This window comes from Actimicrobium sp. CCC2.4 (genome assembly GCF_034347385.1).
Classification (GTDB): domain Bacteria; phylum Pseudomonadota; class Gammaproteobacteria; order Burkholderiales; family Burkholderiaceae_D; genus Actimicrobium.
The window spans coordinates 2,864,286-2,881,900 of record NZ_CP133777.1 but is presented as its reverse complement, the minus strand read 5'-3'; the positions used below and the strand labels follow the sequence as shown (position 1 = coordinate 2,881,900).

The 17,615-nt window shown below is 59.1% G+C and carries 14 protein-coding genes; 4 read left to right on the top strand and 10 right to left on the bottom strand.

The features are described 5' to 3' along the window. Positions 1–34 precede the first annotated feature (34 nt). The 4 genes from RHM62_RS13150 to minC all read right to left on the bottom strand — a co-directional run bounded on the left by RHM62_RS13150 (position 35) and on the right by minC (position 3,280). Positions 35–1,024: a porin gene (locus RHM62_RS13150; RefSeq protein WP_322122536.1), complete on the bottom strand. Its 990-nt coding sequence runs from the start codon at positions 1,022–1,024 to the stop codon at positions 35–37. A gap of 427 nt (positions 1,025–1,451) precedes the next feature. Further along, a complete protein-coding gene (minE, locus tag RHM62_RS13145; RefSeq protein ID WP_009664615.1) occupies positions 1,452–1,703 on the bottom strand; it encodes a cell division topological specificity factor MinE in 252 nt (83 codons plus the stop codon). Further along, positions 1,704–2,519 (bottom strand): septum site-determining protein MinD, encoded by an 816-nt coding sequence (gene minD, locus RHM62_RS13140; protein WP_009664616.1) that lies wholly within the window; start codon positions 2,517–2,519, stop codon positions 1,704–1,706. Positions 2,520–2,548: 29 nt separating this feature from the next. Continuing rightward, the gene (gene minC / locus RHM62_RS13135) at positions 2,549–3,280 is read right to left on the bottom strand and encodes a septum site-determining protein MinC (RefSeq protein WP_322122535.1); all 732 of its coding nucleotides are present in this window, start codon (positions 3,278–3,280) and stop codon (positions 2,549–2,551) included. Positions 3,281–3,475: 195 nt separating this feature from the next. Here minC and RHM62_RS13130 point away from each other — a divergent pair, with 195 nt between their 5' ends. Then, on the top strand, positions 3,476–4,375 hold the full coding sequence (locus RHM62_RS13130) for a recombination-associated protein RdgC (RefSeq protein WP_322122534.1): 900 nt from the start codon (positions 3,476–3,478) through the stop codon (positions 4,373–4,375). Positions 4,376–4,656: 281 nt separating this feature from the next. Then, complete coding sequence (locus tag RHM62_RS13125) at positions 4,657–7,356, top strand: diguanylate cyclase domain-containing protein (RefSeq protein ID WP_322122533.1); 2,700 nt, start codon at positions 4,657–4,659, stop codon at positions 7,354–7,356. On the opposite strand, the gene RHM62_RS13120 is transcribed toward RHM62_RS13125, so the two are convergent. Continuing rightward, positions 7,357–8,202: an SAM-dependent methyltransferase gene (locus tag RHM62_RS13120; RefSeq protein WP_322122532.1), complete on the bottom strand. Its 846-nt coding sequence runs from the start codon at positions 8,200–8,202 to the stop codon at positions 7,357–7,359. Positions 8,203–8,315: 113 nt separating this feature from the next. Here RHM62_RS13120 and earP point away from each other — a divergent pair, with 113 nt between their 5' ends. Continuing rightward, positions 8,316–9,521, top strand: a complete 1,206-nt coding sequence (gene earP / locus RHM62_RS13115) for an elongation factor P maturation arginine rhamnosyltransferase EarP (RefSeq protein ID WP_322122531.1) — start codon at positions 8,316–8,318, stop codon at positions 9,519–9,521. Between the two features lie 89 nt (positions 9,522–9,610). Then, positions 9,611–10,186 carry an elongation factor P gene (locus tag RHM62_RS13110; RefSeq protein WP_322122530.1) on the top strand — a complete coding sequence of 192 codons (576 nt, stop codon included), beginning with the start codon at positions 9,611–9,613 and terminating at the stop codon, positions 10,184–10,186. A 110-nt stretch (positions 10,187–10,296) separates the two neighbouring features. Here the strand turns inward: RHM62_RS13110 and RHM62_RS13105 are convergent, their stop codons facing one another. From RHM62_RS13105 to RHM62_RS13085, 5 genes are all read right to left on the bottom strand, one after another. After that, entirely contained in the window at positions 10,297–11,487 is a 1,191-nt protein-coding gene (locus RHM62_RS13105) for a globin domain-containing protein (protein WP_322122529.1), read from the bottom strand. 79 nt (positions 11,488–11,566) lie between these two features. Next, a complete protein-coding gene (locus RHM62_RS13100) occupies positions 11,567–12,013 on the bottom strand; it encodes an Rrf2 family transcriptional regulator (RefSeq protein WP_322122528.1) in 447 nt (148 codons plus the stop codon). A 60-nt stretch (positions 12,014–12,073) separates the two neighbouring features. Further along, positions 12,074–15,187, bottom strand: a complete 3,114-nt coding sequence (locus RHM62_RS13095) for a CusA/CzcA family heavy metal efflux RND transporter (protein ID WP_322122527.1) — start codon at positions 15,185–15,187, stop codon at positions 12,074–12,076. After that, the gene (locus RHM62_RS13090) at positions 15,177–16,334 is read right to left on the bottom strand and encodes an efflux RND transporter periplasmic adaptor subunit (RefSeq protein ID WP_322122526.1); all 1,158 of its coding nucleotides are present in this window, start codon (positions 16,332–16,334) and stop codon (positions 15,177–15,179) included. Before RHM62_RS13090 ends, RHM62_RS13095 begins: the two co-directional genes overlap by 11 nt. Continuing rightward, complete coding sequence (locus tag RHM62_RS13085; RefSeq protein WP_322122525.1) at positions 16,331–17,608, bottom strand: TolC family protein; 1,278 nt, start codon at positions 17,606–17,608, stop codon at positions 16,331–16,333. Before RHM62_RS13085 ends, RHM62_RS13090 begins: the two co-directional genes overlap by 4 nt. Between the last annotated feature and the right edge of the window lie 7 nt (positions 17,609–17,615).

The window sequence follows — 17,615 nt, the reverse complement described above, 5'->3', positions numbered from 1 at the left end:
TCATGCATTGCAGCAGGCTTGCGCCTGCAAGCAATTAGAACGTGTGACGAACGCCGACGTTGAACAGGTTGTCGGTTTCGCCGTTTGCAGCAGCGAAGCCACCAACGTTCGATGCGCCGTCATTCGACAGACGGGAGTACGACGTGTACAGGTTGGTACGCTTCGACAACGCGTAGGTGTAACCCAGAGCAACTTGATCTGCATCAGCATTGCTGACGAACTTGTTCTTACGCTTGGTGTAGTCCACCAGGAAGGTGCTGGCGCCGAAAGGAACGCTAACGCCAACCATCATGTCGCGGATGTCGACGGTCGAATTGTCGACTTTGCGCTGGTCATAAGCAACGTGCGCTTTGACAACGGAGAAGTCGTAAGTACCAGCCAGCAGCGTTGTTTTGTCGCTAGCGGTGTCAAGTGCATTTTTTGCATTGTGGTGAGTCAGAGCAACCAGAACTGGACCGTTTGCATATTGCAGCATGCCGGTGATTTGGCGGCTAGCCGAGTTGTTGCCGGCGACTTCGCCGAAACCGTACTGAACGGCACCCTTGAAACCGCTAACATTTGGCGATTCATAGGCAATGGTATTGTTCATACGGTTGCCAGCTGGGTTGAAGAAACGTGTTGCATCGCCGGCCAGGCCGATCGCGAATGGATCAATCGCTGACAGTGTGTTGTACAGCAGGGTGGTTTGACGACCCAGTTTGACGGTACCGAAGTTGCCTTGCAGGCCAAGGTACGATTGACGACCGAAAGCGGTGTTGCTTTGAGCGAAGCCGCCGGTGTCAGCGTTGATACCTGTTTCCAGAACGAACAGTGCTTTCAGACCGTTACCCAGATCTTCGACGCCTTTGAAACCCAGACGGCTGCCCGACTGAATACCGCTATTCAGAGCGGTCGTGGTCGTTGCGCCATTGTCATCACGGGAGATACCCATGTCGACAACACCATAGACGGTCACGGATGACTGGGCTGCTGCCGAGCCGGCGATGGTGCCAAGAATGGCGAGTGCGAGTAGCGATTTTTTCATTGTGCAATTTCCTGGTTGTGAAAAGAAAAGTTGTTGGGAAGTACTTAAACAATCCGACGGCAAGATACAAGCTTTAAATGACATCTTGATGACTAAATGGCTGGATATCTGTGCAACCATTCCGCCCGTTAAGACTGCCGTTATTTCAGAAAGTTGCCTTGCTATCGAAATTGTTTTTCTGATTGGCATGTCCTGCTTTGCGGCAGTGCATCAATCAACAAAGCGGAGTTTAGCGCATGTTGGTGCGCAGTGTTCATGCCCAAAGGGTAAGTGTGTCTCTGTTTTACAACGCATTGACTTTTCATTGCTACCCCTATCGTCGTGGGCACAAAGTTATTTGCAGGCGTGATTTGGCGCGCCGCAAATAATTTCGGGACAAGGTTTCAGCTTGTCCCGATGCAATTTAGAGAATCAGACAGCAGCAATATCAGGCGTCAGGCAGCACCACGTTGACGTCCAGCACCTCAAGATTGCCCTGTCTATCCAGGGAAATTTTGATGTCATCCGCGTTGACCTTGGTGTACTTCGAGATCACTGCAATTAATTCCTTGTGCAGTGCAGGCAGGAAGTCGGGCCCGGATCGACCATTGCGTTCGCGCGCAATGATGATTTGCAATCGTTCTTTGGCTGCACTGGCCGTTTTTGGCTTGCTGGCAAATAAGAAGGATAAAAGAGCCATTTACTTTCCCCTGAAAATGCGCTGCAGGAAACCCGGTTTTTCGTAGGTCGTGAACTTCAGCGGCACGTCTTCGCCTAGGAAGCGCGAGACCAGATCCTGATAGGCCTGTGAGACGTCGCTGCCTTCGATATGAATCGCCGGGTTGCCCTGGTTCGAGGCGGCAAGTACCGATTCGGATTCCGGGATGATGCCGACCAGCGGGATACGCAGGATTTCCTGCACGTCGGTGTAGGACAACATTTCGCCGGATTCGACACGCTTTGGTACGTACCGGGTGATCAGCAAATGCTCCTTGACCGGCTCGCCGCCGTTCTGGGCGCGACGCGACTTGGCCTGAATGATGCCGAGGATGCGGTCCGAGTCACGTACCGAGGAGACCTCAGGATTGGTGACAATGATGGCTTCGTCGGCGAACGTCAGTGCCATCACCGCACCGCGCTCGATACCTGCAGGGGAGTCGCAGATGATGTATTCGAATCCCATTGCATCAAGGTCTTTGAGGACGCGTTCGACGCCGTCTTCAGTCAGGGCGTCCTTGTCGCGCGTCTGCGATGCAGGCAATACAAACAGGTTCTCGCAATGCTTGTCCTTGATTAAGGCCTGGTTCAACGTTGCCTCGCCGTTGATGACATTGATCAGGTCATACACCACGCGGCGTTCGCAGCCCATAATCAAATCGAGATTACGCAAACCGACATCAAAATCGAGGACTGCCGTTTTATGACCCCGCAGGGCGAGCCCGGAGGCAAAACTTGCGCTGGACGTGGTCTTGCCGACACCACCTTTGCCGGACGTTACAACAATAACTTTTGCCACAAATGGGCTCCTTTCAGAATGATATGAATTTAAGAATTAACCGATAGTACGTCGAGACGGTCACCGACAAGCCGAATTTGTACGGCGTGATTGGCAAGTCCTTGCGGATAGCCGTGTTCGAAGGTGCGATAGATACCTGCAATCGATACCAGCTCCGCTTCCATCAGCGAAGTAAAAATACGCGCATCGGCATTGCCGCTGGCACCGGCCAGCGCGCGTCCGCGCAATGGCGCATACACATGAATACTGCCGTCGGCGATGACTTCGGCACCGTTGTTGACGGCCGCTGTAATGATCAGGTCGCAACCGCGCGCGTACACGCGTTGTCCGGCGCGCACCGGCGTGTCGACGATCATCGTTCCCGCTGCGATCGCGGCTGGCGCGACAGGTGCTGCCACAACCGGGCGCACCGGTTCCGGTGCGGCGGTTGCGCGCGGTTTGGCGCTGCGATCAAGGGTCAGGCCGTGGGCCAGAATGTCGGCTTCCATCTTTGGCGGTGCATTGCGAACCGCCACGGCATGCAAGCGATACGATCTGAGCAAGCTCACGAGGACCGTCCAGTCCGGCGGCGGGCCGGTCAGATCAAGGTCGCCGACGTCGATAACAGCCAATTCATCGTCGAAGAAATCGGCTTCGCCACCGGTCATGTCGCGCATGGCGGCGTCGAGCTTCGCAGGGTCGGTCTGATGCAGGATCGCCGAGATGGCGACGACGGTCGAAATCTTGATGTCTATCGGTTTGCCAGTCTGATTTTTTTGCATGGGGAAAGTGGTGGAAACAACGCATTGTTGCTGCTCAGAAAATGCATCTGGCAGGTTCGAAGCCCGCATTATACCGTCTCGTTTTTGCAGATTTCTGCCTAATCGCAGGGACTGTGCGCGATCGCCAATTTCATGAAAACCGGCCGGCAGATTTTGGTCCGCGTGTAGAATCATGTCCTTTTTCGTCAGGCTGCCATGTGGTTCAAGAATCTACAGATTTATCGTCTTCCTGCGCCGTGGGATATGGATGCCGAGCGGCTTGAAGCCGCGCTAGCGCCGCACACTTTTCAGCCGTGCACAAGTCTCGACATGCAAACCCAGGGCTGGATTTCACCGCGTGAAAACGGCATGTTGGTGCACACGGTGAACAAGCAATTGCTCATCGCCCTCGGCACTGAAAAAAAATTGCTGCCGGCCAGCGTGATCAATCAAGTCGCGAAAGCGCGCGCCACCGACATCGAAGAGCAGCAGGGTTTCAAGCCGGGCCGCAAGCAAATGAAGGAGATCAAGGAACAGGTCACCGATGAATTGCTGCCGCGCGCATTCAGCATCAATCGCACGACGTGGACCTGGATCGATCCGGTCAATGGCTGGCTGGTGATTGATGCCGGCACCGCAGGCAAGGCCGATGAAGTGCTCAAACTGCTGATCAAGGGTATCGAAAAATTACCGATGGAGAGCCTGCATGTCGTGCAGTCTCCGGTAGCCGCCATGACGGAATGGCTGATGGCCGATGCACCGAAGGGCTTCACGGTTGACCAGGATACCGAGTTGCGGGCCGGTGGCGACAGCAAAGCTACGGTGCGCTACGTCAAGCAAACCATCGAACCGGTCGATGTCCAGCGCCACATCGCGGATGGCAAGCAATGTACCCGCCTGGCCATGACCTGGAACGACCGTATTTCGTTTGTACTGACCGAATCGCTGACGATCAAGCGCATCACGCCGCTCGACGTGATCAAAGAAAGTGCCGACACCGGTGCGCGTGACGATGACGAGCGTTTCGATGGCGACATGATGCTGATGACGGGCGAGCTGGCCAAGATGCTTGATGATCTGGTGTTCGCTTTGGGCGGGCAGATGCAGCCGAAATAAAGCGCGGCAGCAGTCAACAAAAAAAGGCGGACCGCAGCGCGGGTCTGCCTTTTTTTTTGAGCAAGTTACGACATCCGCATAGAGCGAATGCTCGTTGAATATGGTGACCAAAAAGTACTGCGCTTGTTGCTTGACGTTAGAAATACATGAGCGCATTCTTCGATTCACCCGAAAGTAAGAATAGCGACTTCGTAGTCGCCTCGGATTGACGCCTTGCCGTACTTTCTTGCCGGTTATCGTTATCCGGTTTTTTAGTTGCCCTTTGTTATGGACACCGCCAGATGTCGTCATTTTCTTTCGGCTCGGATTCCGTGTTCAGCACCGTGGCCGAATCGGTCGGCCTGATCGTCATGGTGTGGGAACTGGAGCACGACAGGATTTACCTCAGTGATCAATGGGATGTGCTCACTGGCAGCATCACTGCCACGCCCAGTCTGACGTCTGCCGGGTTGCGGGCGATGATGCATGTCGACGATCTGCCCAAGCTGAACGCGACGATTCTGCTCTGCGTCAAGGGCGTGAATAAATTTTACGATGCCGAAGTGCGCGTTCGCGGCGCCAGTGGTCAATGGATCTGGCTGGCAGCGCGCGGGCGGGTCACCGAGCGCGATGCGGCGCATCGGGCAGTGCGCATGGTGGCAACCTTCATGGATGTGAGCCAGCGCAAAGTTGCCGAGCAGGTTCTCACCGAGAGTGAGCAACGCTACCGCTCGATCTTTACTACCAGTCAGCACGGCATTATTGTGGCGTCGCTCGATGGCATCATCCTGTCAGTCAACCCGGCGGCCTGTCATATCACCGGGTATCTGGAGGCTGAGCTCCTGCAGATTGACCGGGCGGGTCTGCTGGATCTGACTGATCCACGCGCCAGCGAATTACTGGAACAACGCAGGCGCACCGGTCGCTGCCACGGTCATCTCAGGATGATCCGCAAGGACCGCGCGCTGATCGAGGTGGCCCTGTCGTCGTCCATTTTTGTCAATCATGCAGGCTGCCTGAACACCAACGTGGTTTTGCAGGATGTCACCGAGACCCGCGCCACCGAGCGCAAATTACAGCGCCTGACCAGCCTCTACGATGCCCGCAGTCGCTGCAATCACGCCATCATCGAAAGCAGGACGCCGCAGGCATTGTTCGCCGCCGTCTGCAAGATTGTTGTCGAGTGTGCCGAATTCGGGCTTGCCTGGATCGCATTGATCGACCCGCTGAGCAGGCAGCTCAAGTCTGCCTGTGCCGAGGGGGTACAACGCGCTTACCTCGATCACGCATTGATCAGCGTCGACCCCGATACTCCGGCCGGACAGGGTCCGTTGGGACGGTCGGTCCGGCAGGGCAAGAACATCATTAGCAATGACTTTCTCGAGGATCCGTCCGCGCTGCCGTGGCGCGATCTGGCCGCACAGCATGGCTTTCGCGCGATTGCTATTTTTCCTCTGCAGCAAAGCAATGCGACCATAGGCGCGCTGGTGCTATATGCGTCCGAGAAGGATTACTTCGATGCGCAACTGGTCGACTTGCTGGCCGAAATCGCGCGGGATATCTCGTTCGGACTCGACAACATGCAGCGCGACATCGCGCTGTCGAATAACGAGGCACGCTTTCGCACACTATGGGAGACCAGCACCGATGCGATTCTGATGATGACCCACGGGTCAGTGATCCGTTATGCCAATCCCGCCTTGCAAGATTTGTTCGGCTACCGGCCCGCGGAAGTCGTCGGCCAGCATCTGGGCATGCTGCAACCGCAGCGCCTGCATGCAGCGCACGACGAGGGCATCCGGCGTTATGTCCAAACCGGGCAGCAGCACCTGAACTGGCGCGGTTCCAATGTGGTCGGACTGCACGCCGACGGTCATGAATTTCCGCTCGAAATTGCCTTCAGCGAAGCCTGTATCGATGGCGAGCAGTTGTTCATCGGCTTCATGCGCGACATCACCGAACGCAAGCGCAATCACGATCTGGTCAAGGGGCAGAACGGCATCCTGAAATTGATTTCCGCCGGTGCGGACCTCGAAGTAACGCTTGCTGCGATCAACCAGATGATCGAAGAACAGTCGGGCGACGTCCTGTGTGTTATCGGGGGATTGCCGGATAGCGGGGGCATGCCTGCCTGGCATGTCAGCACCGCCGTCCCGGACAGTGTCAGTCGCGCCATACTGCGCGATGCGCTCGCGGCTAACACGATCTCGCTGCCTGATTGGCGAATGCCAATGACGGTCACCGATCTGGAGATCGATCCGGCCTACGCCGGTTGTCTGGCGATGGCACGCGAACAAAAAATCCGGGCCTGCAGTTTCTGGCCGATACGTGGCCGGCAGGACTATCCGATGGCCACGCTGGCGTTGTACTACCGACGTCCGCGCGGACCGTCCGGGCTGGAGTATTTTCTGTTGCCATCGGTACTGGATCTGGCCGGGCTGGCCATCGAAAACAAGCGCTCCGACGAGCGCATCCGCTACCTTGCCCATCACGATGACCTCACAGGTCTGCCCAATCGCATGCGCTTTTTGCAGGAGCTATCGCTGGCGCTGGCACGCGCAGCGCGCAGCGGTCATCAGGTCGGATTACTGTTTCTGGATCTGGATCGCTTCAAGGAAATCAATGACACGCTGGGCCACCATGTGGGCGATGCGGTCTTGCGGGAAGTGGCCAACCGGCTGCGCGCTAACGTGCGCGAAGTCGACATGGTGGCGCGTCTGGGCGGCGACGAATTCGTGGTCATGGCCGAAGATTTTTCCGATAGCACGGTGCTGACCGGCATCGCGCGCAAACTGATCGAGCAAATCGCCTTGCCGATGGTTCTCGACCAGCAGGATTGCCATGTCACGGCCAGCATCGGTATCAGTACCTATCCGAATGATGGCGAAGATATCCATGCGCTGATCCGCAGCGCTGATGTCGCCATGTACCGGGTCAAGGAACTCGGTCGCAACAGCCACCAGTTCTTTGATGGTCGCGCCATCAGCGTCGATGTGCCCTGATCAGGCGGTGGCAGGTGCCACAAAAAAACGTTCGGTCATCTCTTCCAGGCCGACCGATTCCAGCACTTCCTGCAAACGTTCGGCCGGCCGGCGACGCGGCAAATCCTTGTACGTCGCGATGATCAGTTCGTTCTTCATCGAATGCTCCCAGCCGACCAGCTCGGTCACACTGACCTGATAACCATGCGCTTCGAGCTGCAGACAGCGCAGCACGTTGGTGAGCTGGCTACCGAACTCGCGTGTGTGCAGCGGATGACGCCACAGTTCGGTCAACGCGCTCTTGCCCAGCGCCTTGCCTTTCAGTCGATTCAGGACCGACGCGACTTCGGCCTGGCAGCACGGCACCAGCACCATGTGCCGGGCTTGCTTTTTCAGGCCGAAATGGATCGCATCGTCGGTCGCGGTATTGCAGGCATGGAGGGCGGTGACGATATCGATTTGCGCCGGCAGCAACGGTGAATCGATCGAGTCGGCCACCGACAGGTTCAGGAAGGACATACCGGGAAAGTGCAATCGCTGTGCCAGTTCTTCGGATTTGCGGACCAGCTCGTCGCGGGTCTCGATGCCATAAATATGCGAGCCATCGGTCAGCGCCTTGAAGAACAGGTCGTACAGAATGAAGCCCAGATACGATTTGCCGGCACCATGGTCAACCAGCCTGAGTCCGCGTTCGCCGCAGGCCTGCTGGTCCGCCTTCATCAGCGGTTCGATGAATTGATATAAATGATAAACCTGCTTGAGCTTGCGCCGGCTGTCCTGGTTCAGTTTGCCATCGCGGGTCAGGATGTGCAGCTCCTTGAGCAGTTCGATCGATTGACCGGGACGGATTTCCGGGATGGTGTGCATGGCAGCTTCCTTGTTGAGCGAGGCCGAAGTGTACGCCGTCGCACAGGCATAATGCGCGCAGTACGTCCGGTATTTTCCGGCCGCTAGTTACCTATTGAAGCGCGTCCGACCCCATGAATCTTCCGCCATCGCCGGCCAGGTCACTGGCCCTGTTCTGCAAAGTCGTCGACAACTTCGGCGACATCGGCATTTGCTGGCGCCTTGCCAGGCAACTGCAGCACGAGCACGGCATCGCTGTCACCTTGTGGGTCGATGATCTGGTCAGCTTCCGGCGACTCTGTCCGCCGGTGCAGATCGATGTCGATGTGCAGCAGGTCGCCGGCGTGACGGTGTGCTTTTGGCGCGATCAGGAGGGGACGTTCGTGCCGGACGACGTGCCAGACATCGTCATCGAATTCTTTGGCTGCGAACTGCCGCCGGCTTACGTCGCTGCGATGGCGCAATGCACCCCCCGGCCGGTCTGGTTGAACCTCGAAGGGCTGAGTGCCGAAGCATGGGTCGAAGGGTGTCATACCTTGCCATCTCCCCATCCGCGTCTGCCGCTGACCAAACATTTCTTTTTTCCGGGCTTCACGGCGCAAACCGGTGGCCTGCTGCACGAAGGCGGACTACTGGAACAGCGCCTGCAATTCCAGCACGACCCGACTGCCAGTGCGATCTTTCTTGCTGCGCTGGGCGTCACCCCGGCCGAGATGGCTGCGCTGAAAGTCTCGCTATTTTGCTATCCGCATGCGCCGGTGACGGCGCTGTTCGAGGTCTGGCAGCGTGCCGGCTGCGCACTGACTTGCCTGGTTCCGGATGGGGTGGCCACTGATGCGGTCAGTACGTTTCTTGGCGAGCCAGCCGTCCCGGGTGCGGTCCGCACAGTCGGTGCATTGACGGTGCGCGTACTGCCGTTCGTCGCACAGCCGGACTACGACAAGTTGCTGTGGGCCTGCGATTTCAACCTCGTGCGTGGCGAGGATTCTTTTGTCCGTGCCCAGTGGGCGGGCAGGGCTTTTCTCTGGCATATCTATCCGCAGGATGAAAACCTGCATCACGTCAAACTGCGCGCATTTCTGCAGCGCTATGCCGCCGGTACCGACAGCCTGACGGCAGCAGCGCTGTGCTGGAACGGCGTGCAGACATCGCCTGCGCAAGACTGGTCCGTGCTGTGGCTGCGTCTGTTGGCGGACCTGCCGGCAATCGCCCGCGAGGCCACCGGTTGGCAGCGACAAATGCGATTGCACGGCGATCTTGCTGCCAATGTGCTGAACTTTGCCACTGCTCTTCGGTCTTCCAGCGCTGAAAACAAGGTACAATCTGCGGCTGCCCGATAACTGTTTTCAATCAATCGTGAGCCTACGGCGCCGGACTTCTTGTGGCGACTGATGATTTTCATACCACTTAATTTTTACGTACATTCCCTATGAAACCTGCAAAAGAAATTCGCGTTGGCAACATCATCATGGTCGATAGCAAGCCATTCATCGTGCTGCGCTCCGATGTCAACGGGTCAAGCCGCACCGGCTTCACCTACAAATGGAAAACCAAAAATCTGCTGACCGGCGCGCCGATGGAAAACGTTTTCCGCGGTGACGACAAGTTCGAAGTGGTTGTCCTCGACAAGAAACCAGTCACGTTTTCGTATTTCGCTGATCCCTTGTTCGTCTTCATGGACGAGGAATACAACCAGTATGAAATCGAAGAAGAGAACCTCGGCGATGCACTGAACTACCTGAAGGACGGCATGGAATGCGAAGCCGTTTTTTATGATGGCAAGGCCATTTCGGTTGAACTGCCGATCACCATCGCACGCCAGATCATCTATGCCGAGCCAGCCGTCAAGGGCAACACCTCAGGCAACGTCCTGAAAGAAGCCCGTCTGGAAAACGTCATCGAAGCCAAACAGCACACGATTCAGGTACCGCTGTTTGTCAGCCAGGACGATGTAATCGAACTCGATACACGGACCAACGAGTACAAAAAAATCGTGCGCAACTAAGTTTGATGCAATTAAGTTTGATGCAATTAAGTTGTACGCAATAAAAAACGCTGCCTTTCCGGCAGCGTTTTTTTTCGCCTGATTTTTGGGCAGCGAGTTCCGGCAGCATGTCAGTTCAGCATATCGAGCAAATCCGGACCGAACACCTCGCGGTGCAAGCGCGTTACCGGTACGCCGGCATCGACCAATGCCAGCCATTGGGCTTTCATGAAGTCGATCGGCCCGCATAGGTACACATTGGCGTTCGCATGCGGCCAGTCGGGGAGAGCCGCGATGTCCATCAGGCCGGGGCGAGCGTTGTCGTCCGTCGGCATTTCATAAAACGTCACCACGCTCAGGTGTGGCATTAGTGCCTGCGCCGCCACGATATCGCGCTGGTGCGCATGATGGGCAGGGTCTCGCGCAGCGTGCGCAAAGATGACGCGACGTTCCGGCCGGACTTGCACAATCCGGTTCAATGTCGCGATCATCGGCGTGATGCCAACGCCTGCAGACAGCAGCACGATAGGGTCGGCAGAATCGGTCTCGGGCACGAATTCACCGAATGGATGAGAGGCCAGTACGGTGCTGCCGACGAGCACGTGATCATGGATCCAGTTCGACACCTCGCCCGCCGGAGTCACTTCACTGGCATGGTCGCGCTTGACCGTGATGCGCCACTGCGTGTCAGTCGGGGCGTCCGACAGACTGTACTGGCGCAATTGGTGACGGCCATCGGCGAAATCGACGGCGATGCTGATGTACTGGCCCGGCTTGCACGCGGCCAATGGCAGGCCATCGACCGGTTCCAGCGTGAAGGCATCGACATCGGCACTTTCAGTGTGCCGTTGAATGACCCGCAAGGCACGCAATGCGCCAGGCGTGATGCCGGCCTCGGCATAGCCTTTTTTCTCGGCGGCGATAAACACATTGGCCAGACTATCGTAGGCCTCGACCCACGCCCCCAGCAACGGGGCGGTAGCCGCATCACCGAGAATTTCCTTGATCGCCGCGATCAGGTACCGGCCGACGATCGGGTAGTGTCCGGCGCGGATACCCACCGACATGTGCTTTTGCACGATGCGTTCGATAACCGGGCCGAGTGCGTCGGGTTTGCCGATATCGACTGCATACGCGAACACAGCGGCGGCCAGTGATTGCTGTTGCGCGCCGCTGGCCTGGTTGCCCATGTTAAACAGGTGGGTCAGTTCCGGGTGCGCGACAAACATGTTGCGGTAGAACGTCGTCGTAATCGCCAGGCCATGGGCGCGCAGCACGGGAACGCTGGCATCGATGTAGGGGCGTGCAGCAGTAGAAATCATGGCTTGCTCCAATCAAGTATTTAAAATGCATATTAAAAATCAAAAAAAAACCGACAGTGCAACACACTGCCGGCAGGAATTATTGCGCGAGGAAAGTGCGATGCATCTGCACGATCTGTTCACCTGTCTTGCCCTTGCAGAGGTCGGCCAGTGTGTAGGTATTCATCGCATCGTAAAACGCCTGCAAGCCGATCTTTAACGCATCGCGCAAAATACAATCCTTGCGCAAGTGACAGGCCAGTCCATCGCAATCGATCAGTTCGTCCTTGCCTTCCAGTTCAAGCAAGATGATGCCGACCTGCAGCGTTGACGCATCGACCGCCAGGCGCAGGCCGCCGTTGCGCCCACGCGTCGCATCGACCCAATGGGTCCGCGCCAGATGGCCGGCAACCTTGATCAGGTGATTGATCGGGATGTCGAATTGGGCGGCGATTTCGGCCACCGTCACGGGGCTTTCGCGCGTCCCTGCGCGGGCGAGATAAATCAGGACGCGCAGGCCGATGTCCGAGTAGCGGGTCAGACGCATGACGTTTGCCGGATGAATGAAAGTGGCAGCATTCTACCAAAGACGCTTTTTAAATGCATATTAAATTTCCTCATTGGATTGTTTGTCTTGTTTGTTTTGTTTGTCAGAGAACCACGCATAGGCCAGCGGCAGCAACAGCAGCGTAAAGAAAGTTGCCGACACAATGCCGCCGACGATGACGACCGCGAACGGACGCTGGGTTTCGGAGCCGATGCCATGCGACAGCGCCGCTGGCAGCAAGCCAAGACCAGCCATCAGCGCCGTCATCAGGATGGGTCGCAAGCGCGATACCGCACCCTCGACCGAACTGGCGAATCCATTCTTGTCAGTCCGGCCGTTCTCGACCATCTGCTCGACCATGATCACGCCGTTCTGTACCGAGATCCCGGCCACGGCAATGAAACCGACCGCTGCCGACACCGAAAAATGCAGGCCCGCCAGCGCCAGTCCGACGATGCCGCCGATCAGCGCGAACGGCACGATGGCCAGTACCAGCAAGGCTTTCGGTACCGACTTAAAGGCCCAGAACAGTAATGAAAAAATCAGCAGGCCGGTGATCGGCACGATCACTTCGAGCCGCTTGACGGCGCGCTGCTGGTTCTCGAACTGACCGCCCCAGCTGATCTGGTAACCGGGTGGCAGATGCACTTGAGCAGCGACTTTCTGCTGCGCTTCAGCGACAAAGCTACCCTGGTCGCGACCCAGCAGATTGGCCTTGACCGACGCATTGCGTTCGCCGGCTTCGCGGCTGATGCGGGCCGGTCCCTGACGGATATCGATACGCGCCAGATCGCCCAGTGCGACGGTGCCTGTGGCACCCGGCAAGCTGATCTGCAGCGCGGCGATATCGTCGACCGAATTACGCGACTCTTCCTGCAGGCGGATCACGATATCGAAGCGGCGATCGCCTTCGTAATAGACATTGACGGCATTGCCCGCCAGCGCAGTCTGGATCGCCGTGTTGACATCGGCGACATTGATGCCGAGCCGGGCGATGCGTTCGCGGTCCATTACGATATCGAGTTCGCTCTGGCCACCGATCTTGACCGCAGCGACATCGGCGGCACCCTGAATGGTCGACAGGATGGCCGCGACCTGCTCGCTTTTTTGCGACAGGATGGCCAGGTCCGGACCAAAGATCTTGATCGCGATTTCGCCCTTCACACCGGACAATGCTTCTTCGACGTTGTCCTGGATGACTTGCGAAAAATTGGTCGGCAAGCCGGGCAGGTGATGGATTTTTTCGGTCATGTCGGCCACCAGCGCCTCTTTGTCCTTGAAGTTCCAGCTCGCATGCGGCTTCAGGTCGGCCAGGATTTCCATGTTGTTCGGGCCTTTCGGATCGGTACCGTCATCGGGCCGGCCGATGTGCGAGAGCACGTTATTGACTTCCGGATAGCTCTTCAGGATGGCGCGTACCTGCTGTTCCATCGCACGGGTTTTTTCCAGCGAGCTGGAGTTCGGCAGGCTGATGGTCAGCCAGATATTGCCTTCGTCGAGCTTGGGCAAAAACTCGCTGCCCAGCATCGGTGCCAGTCCCATCGTCAGCACCAGCGCGACGGCAGCGCACCCGAACACCAGCTTGCGGCGCTGCTGTGCGCCGTTCAGCATGCGCCGGTACCAGGACTGGATCGCCGTCATCCAGTGGCTGTGTTTTTCGGCCATCGGATGACGCTGCATGGTCCACGCCAGCAGCGTCGGTACCAGCGTCATTGTCAGGATGATGGCGCCGACCATCGCGAAACTGATCGTGAAAGCGACCGGCGAAAAAATCTTGCCCTCGACCCGCTGGAAGGTATAGATCGGGATGAAGGCGAGGATGATGATGGCCTTCGCAAACAGGATCGGATGGCCGAGCTGGACCACGGTTTCCTTGAGCGTGCGGGTGCGCCACGCGGTGGCCGACAGGCCGCTGGCCGGATCATAGGTTTGCAGTGCCAGTCGCACCATCAGCGCCTCGACCAGCACCACCGCACTGTCGATGATGATGCCGAAGTCGACCGCGCCCAGCGAGATCAGATTAGCCGGAATGCCGCGCGCATCGAGCATGATGAACGCGCACAGCAGCGACAGCGGAATCACGGTCGCGACGATCAGTGCGGCGCGCCAGTTCCCGAGGAACAGCATCAGGATGGCGATCACCAGTCCCGCGCCGACCAGCAGGTTTTCAGCCACGGTCTTGACCGTGTGATCGATCAGCTCGGTGCGGTCATAGATGGTTTTCAGACGCACGCCCGACGGCAGCTTGGCATTGATCGCAGCGATGCGCAGCTTGACGTCGGCTACCACCTTGGCGGCGTTGCTGCCCTTGGTCATCTGGACGATGCCCTCGACCACGCTGTCGTTGTCGTTGTACGCGACCACGCCGGAGCGCGGCCGGAAGCCCGTGGTGACGGTGGCCACATCCGACACCAGCACCGTGTTGCCGTTCTTTGCGCTGACCATCACGCGACCGATGTCATCGAGCCGGTTGAAGATGCCGATGCCGCGCACCACCAGTGCTTCGTCGCCGCGCCGCACCAGTCCGCCGCCGACGTTCGCGCTGTTGTTGGTCAGCGCCTGGCTGACCTGATCGAGCGTGACGTTGTAGCGCTTGAGTGCGGCCGGGTCGATCTGCACCTGGTATTCCTTGACCGTGCCGCCGAAGCTGACGACGTCGGCTACGCCCGGCACGATGCGCAGGCCGGGCCGGATCACCCAGTCCTGCAAGGCCCGCACCGCATTGGCATCCATGCCGGCCGGCGCATCGACGATGTAGCGGAAGATTTCACCGACGGCGGTGGTCAGTGGCGCGAGGCTGGGCTGGATGCCGGTCGGCAGCGTGACGTTACCGAGCTTTTCCAGCACCTGCTGGCGAGCGAAATAATCGTCGGTGCCATCGGCAAAGGTCAGCGTCACCACCGACAGGCCGGTCAGCGTGACCGAGCGCAACTGGGTCTGGTGCGGCACGCCGCTCATCTCGCGTTCGATCGGCAGCGTGATTGCGCGCTCGACTTCTTCCGGCGCCTGTCCCGGAAATTGCGTGACGATCTGGACCTGCACATCCTGCACGTCGGGGAAGGCTTCGATCGGCAGATTGGTCAGCGCGCGATAGCCGAACAGCGTCAGCGCCAGCGTCAGGATCAGCACGAACACGCGCTGCGCCAGCACGAAATCAATCAGCTTATCGAGCATCGCCGGCTCCTTCGGCGTTCAGCAGGAAAGCGCCATCAGTGACGACCCGCTCACCGCTGGCCAGGCCGGTGTCGACATAACTGGTATCGCGCCCGCGCAGACGCACATTGACGCGGCGCTTCTCGAACGTACCAACTTGTTTTTCGACGAACACATAGCTGGCCACGCCATCGGCGAACAGGCTGGTGTTGGGCAGCGGGATGGCCTGTTGCGCGCCATCGCCGGACAGGAAAGCGACGCGGGCAAACATCTCCGGCTTGAGCTTGTGGTCGGGATTATTGACTGCGCAGCGCACCTGCACACGGCGCGTGCCGGGGTCCAGCGTCAGGCCGACGCGGTCGATGCGGGCCGCAAAGTGTTCGCCTGGCCAGGCATCGGTATCGAGCGTGACGGCCTGGCCCGGCTTCAAGCCGGCGGCACTGCGGTCGGGCACATCGACGATGACCCACAACCGGTTCAGGTCGGTGATGACGAACAGCGGGTTCGGCAAATCGGGTCGTACTTCCAGGCCCGGATTGATCTGGCGATCGGCCACCACGCCGGCCAGCGGCGCGCTCAGGCGGAACTGGCCATTCTCGCTGCCGGTGGCGTGCAAGCTCTTCATGCGCAAACCGGCGCGACGGGTTTCGGCGCTGGCTTGCTGCTGGTCGGCCAGCGCCGATTCGACGTCCTTGCGGGCGATGACTTCGCCGTCGAACAAGGTGCGGGCGCGGTCCAGCGCGAGCTTCTTGCGTACCTCGTCGGCTTGCGCCTTGCGCCAGTCAGCGTCGGCCGTGGCCAGGTCGGGCGCATCTAGCGTGGCCAGCAAGGCACCGCGCGCGACCATGTCGCCGACCTCGGCATGCAGGCCGGTGACCCGTCCGGCCACCGGCGAGCTGACGCGGGTGGTGCGGTTTTCATCGTAGGTGATGCGTCCGGTCAGCGGTTCGGATAGCGGCAAGGCTTCGGCCTGGACGGTGCTGATGCGCAGTGACGAGAGCTGCGGTGCGGCTGCACCGAGTTCGATCAGGCCTGGGGTTTTTTGCGCGACCGGCGCGACGACGGGTATGGGTTCTGCGGCGGCGTTGACGTAACGATAGCCAGCGAAGGCAGCGGCGATGGCGGCGGCCAGCAGGCCGGCCTTGAATAAGCGGGTTGGCTGCATCATGGTGTGATTCTTTCGTTGGTGGCAGCCTGCCAGGCCGCCAGGGATTTGGCGTAGTCGGCCCGTGCCGCCAGCGCATCGAGCTGCGTGGCGCGCCAGGTCCGGCGTGCATCGAGGACGTCCATCACGCCGAGGGCGCCATGGGCAAAAGCGAATTCGGTAGCGTCGACCGATTTGCGGGCCGCAGCCAGCAAGCCATCGTCGTAGCGGGCGATGCGTTCGAAGGCGGCTTGCGCATCGGCGCGGCTGCGCGCCAGGTCGCTGCGGGCTAGGTCGCGGATGCGCGCCAGGTTTTCTTCGGCGCTGTCGCGCAGGCTGTCGGCCAGGCGGATTTCGCCGTCGTACTGATAGCGCACGAACAGCGGGATCTGCAGCGCGATGCCGAAGGTGTTGCCGCTACCCTGCGTGTTGGTCGCACTGACCGGATAGTGATCGAACTGCACGCCGACCGAGACATCACGGGTGCGCAAGGCCAGCGCCTGCTTGTGCGCGGTGACGGCGGCATCGACCCGCGCCTGTGCAGCGAGCACATCAGCGCGACGCGCCAGCAGTGCATCGAGTGACTGCGGCGACAGGCTACCGTCGAATGCCAGCGTTGGCCATGGATCGGTCGGTGTCAGGCTGGCCGGCGCGTCGCGGGTGCCCAGCAGCAGCGCCAGCACTTCACGTGCACGGGCCAGATCGGCACCGCTCTGGACCACATCATTTTGTGCACGCAGCGCATCGATCTGCAGACGCGCGACATCGGCACTGGCCAGGTCGCCGGCCTTCAAGCGTTTTCGGGCGGCGGCGACGGTGGCGTCGTAGAGCGTGGCACTCTGGCGCGTGAGCGTCTGTTTTTCCAGCGCGGCCAGCACGTCGTAATAGGCCTGGCTGACAGCAATGCCAAGCTGGCGCTGTACGTCATCGAGGTCGCGCTGCGCAGCGACTTCCAGCTGCATCGCATTTTGGGTGCGCAAGGCGCGCTTGTCGCCGCGCTCGATCAACTGGTCGACGCGCACGGCGCTGTCGACGGTCTTGTCACGCAAGCCGCCGGCACCGATGCCGGTATGCGGATTGATGCCGAAGGTCTGCAAAGTCAGCATCGGGTTCGGGGCAGCCGCCGCCATTATGCTGGCAGCATGTGCGCTGGCAATGGCGATGCCGGCCAGACGCAGGTCGTGGTTTTGACGGTGCGCGCTTTGCAGTGCATCGTCCAGTGTCAGGTTGCCATTGCCGGCAAAGCTGACCGACGCCTGCATCAGCAACGCGACGAGTAATCCGTTCAGGGTACGCATGATCATG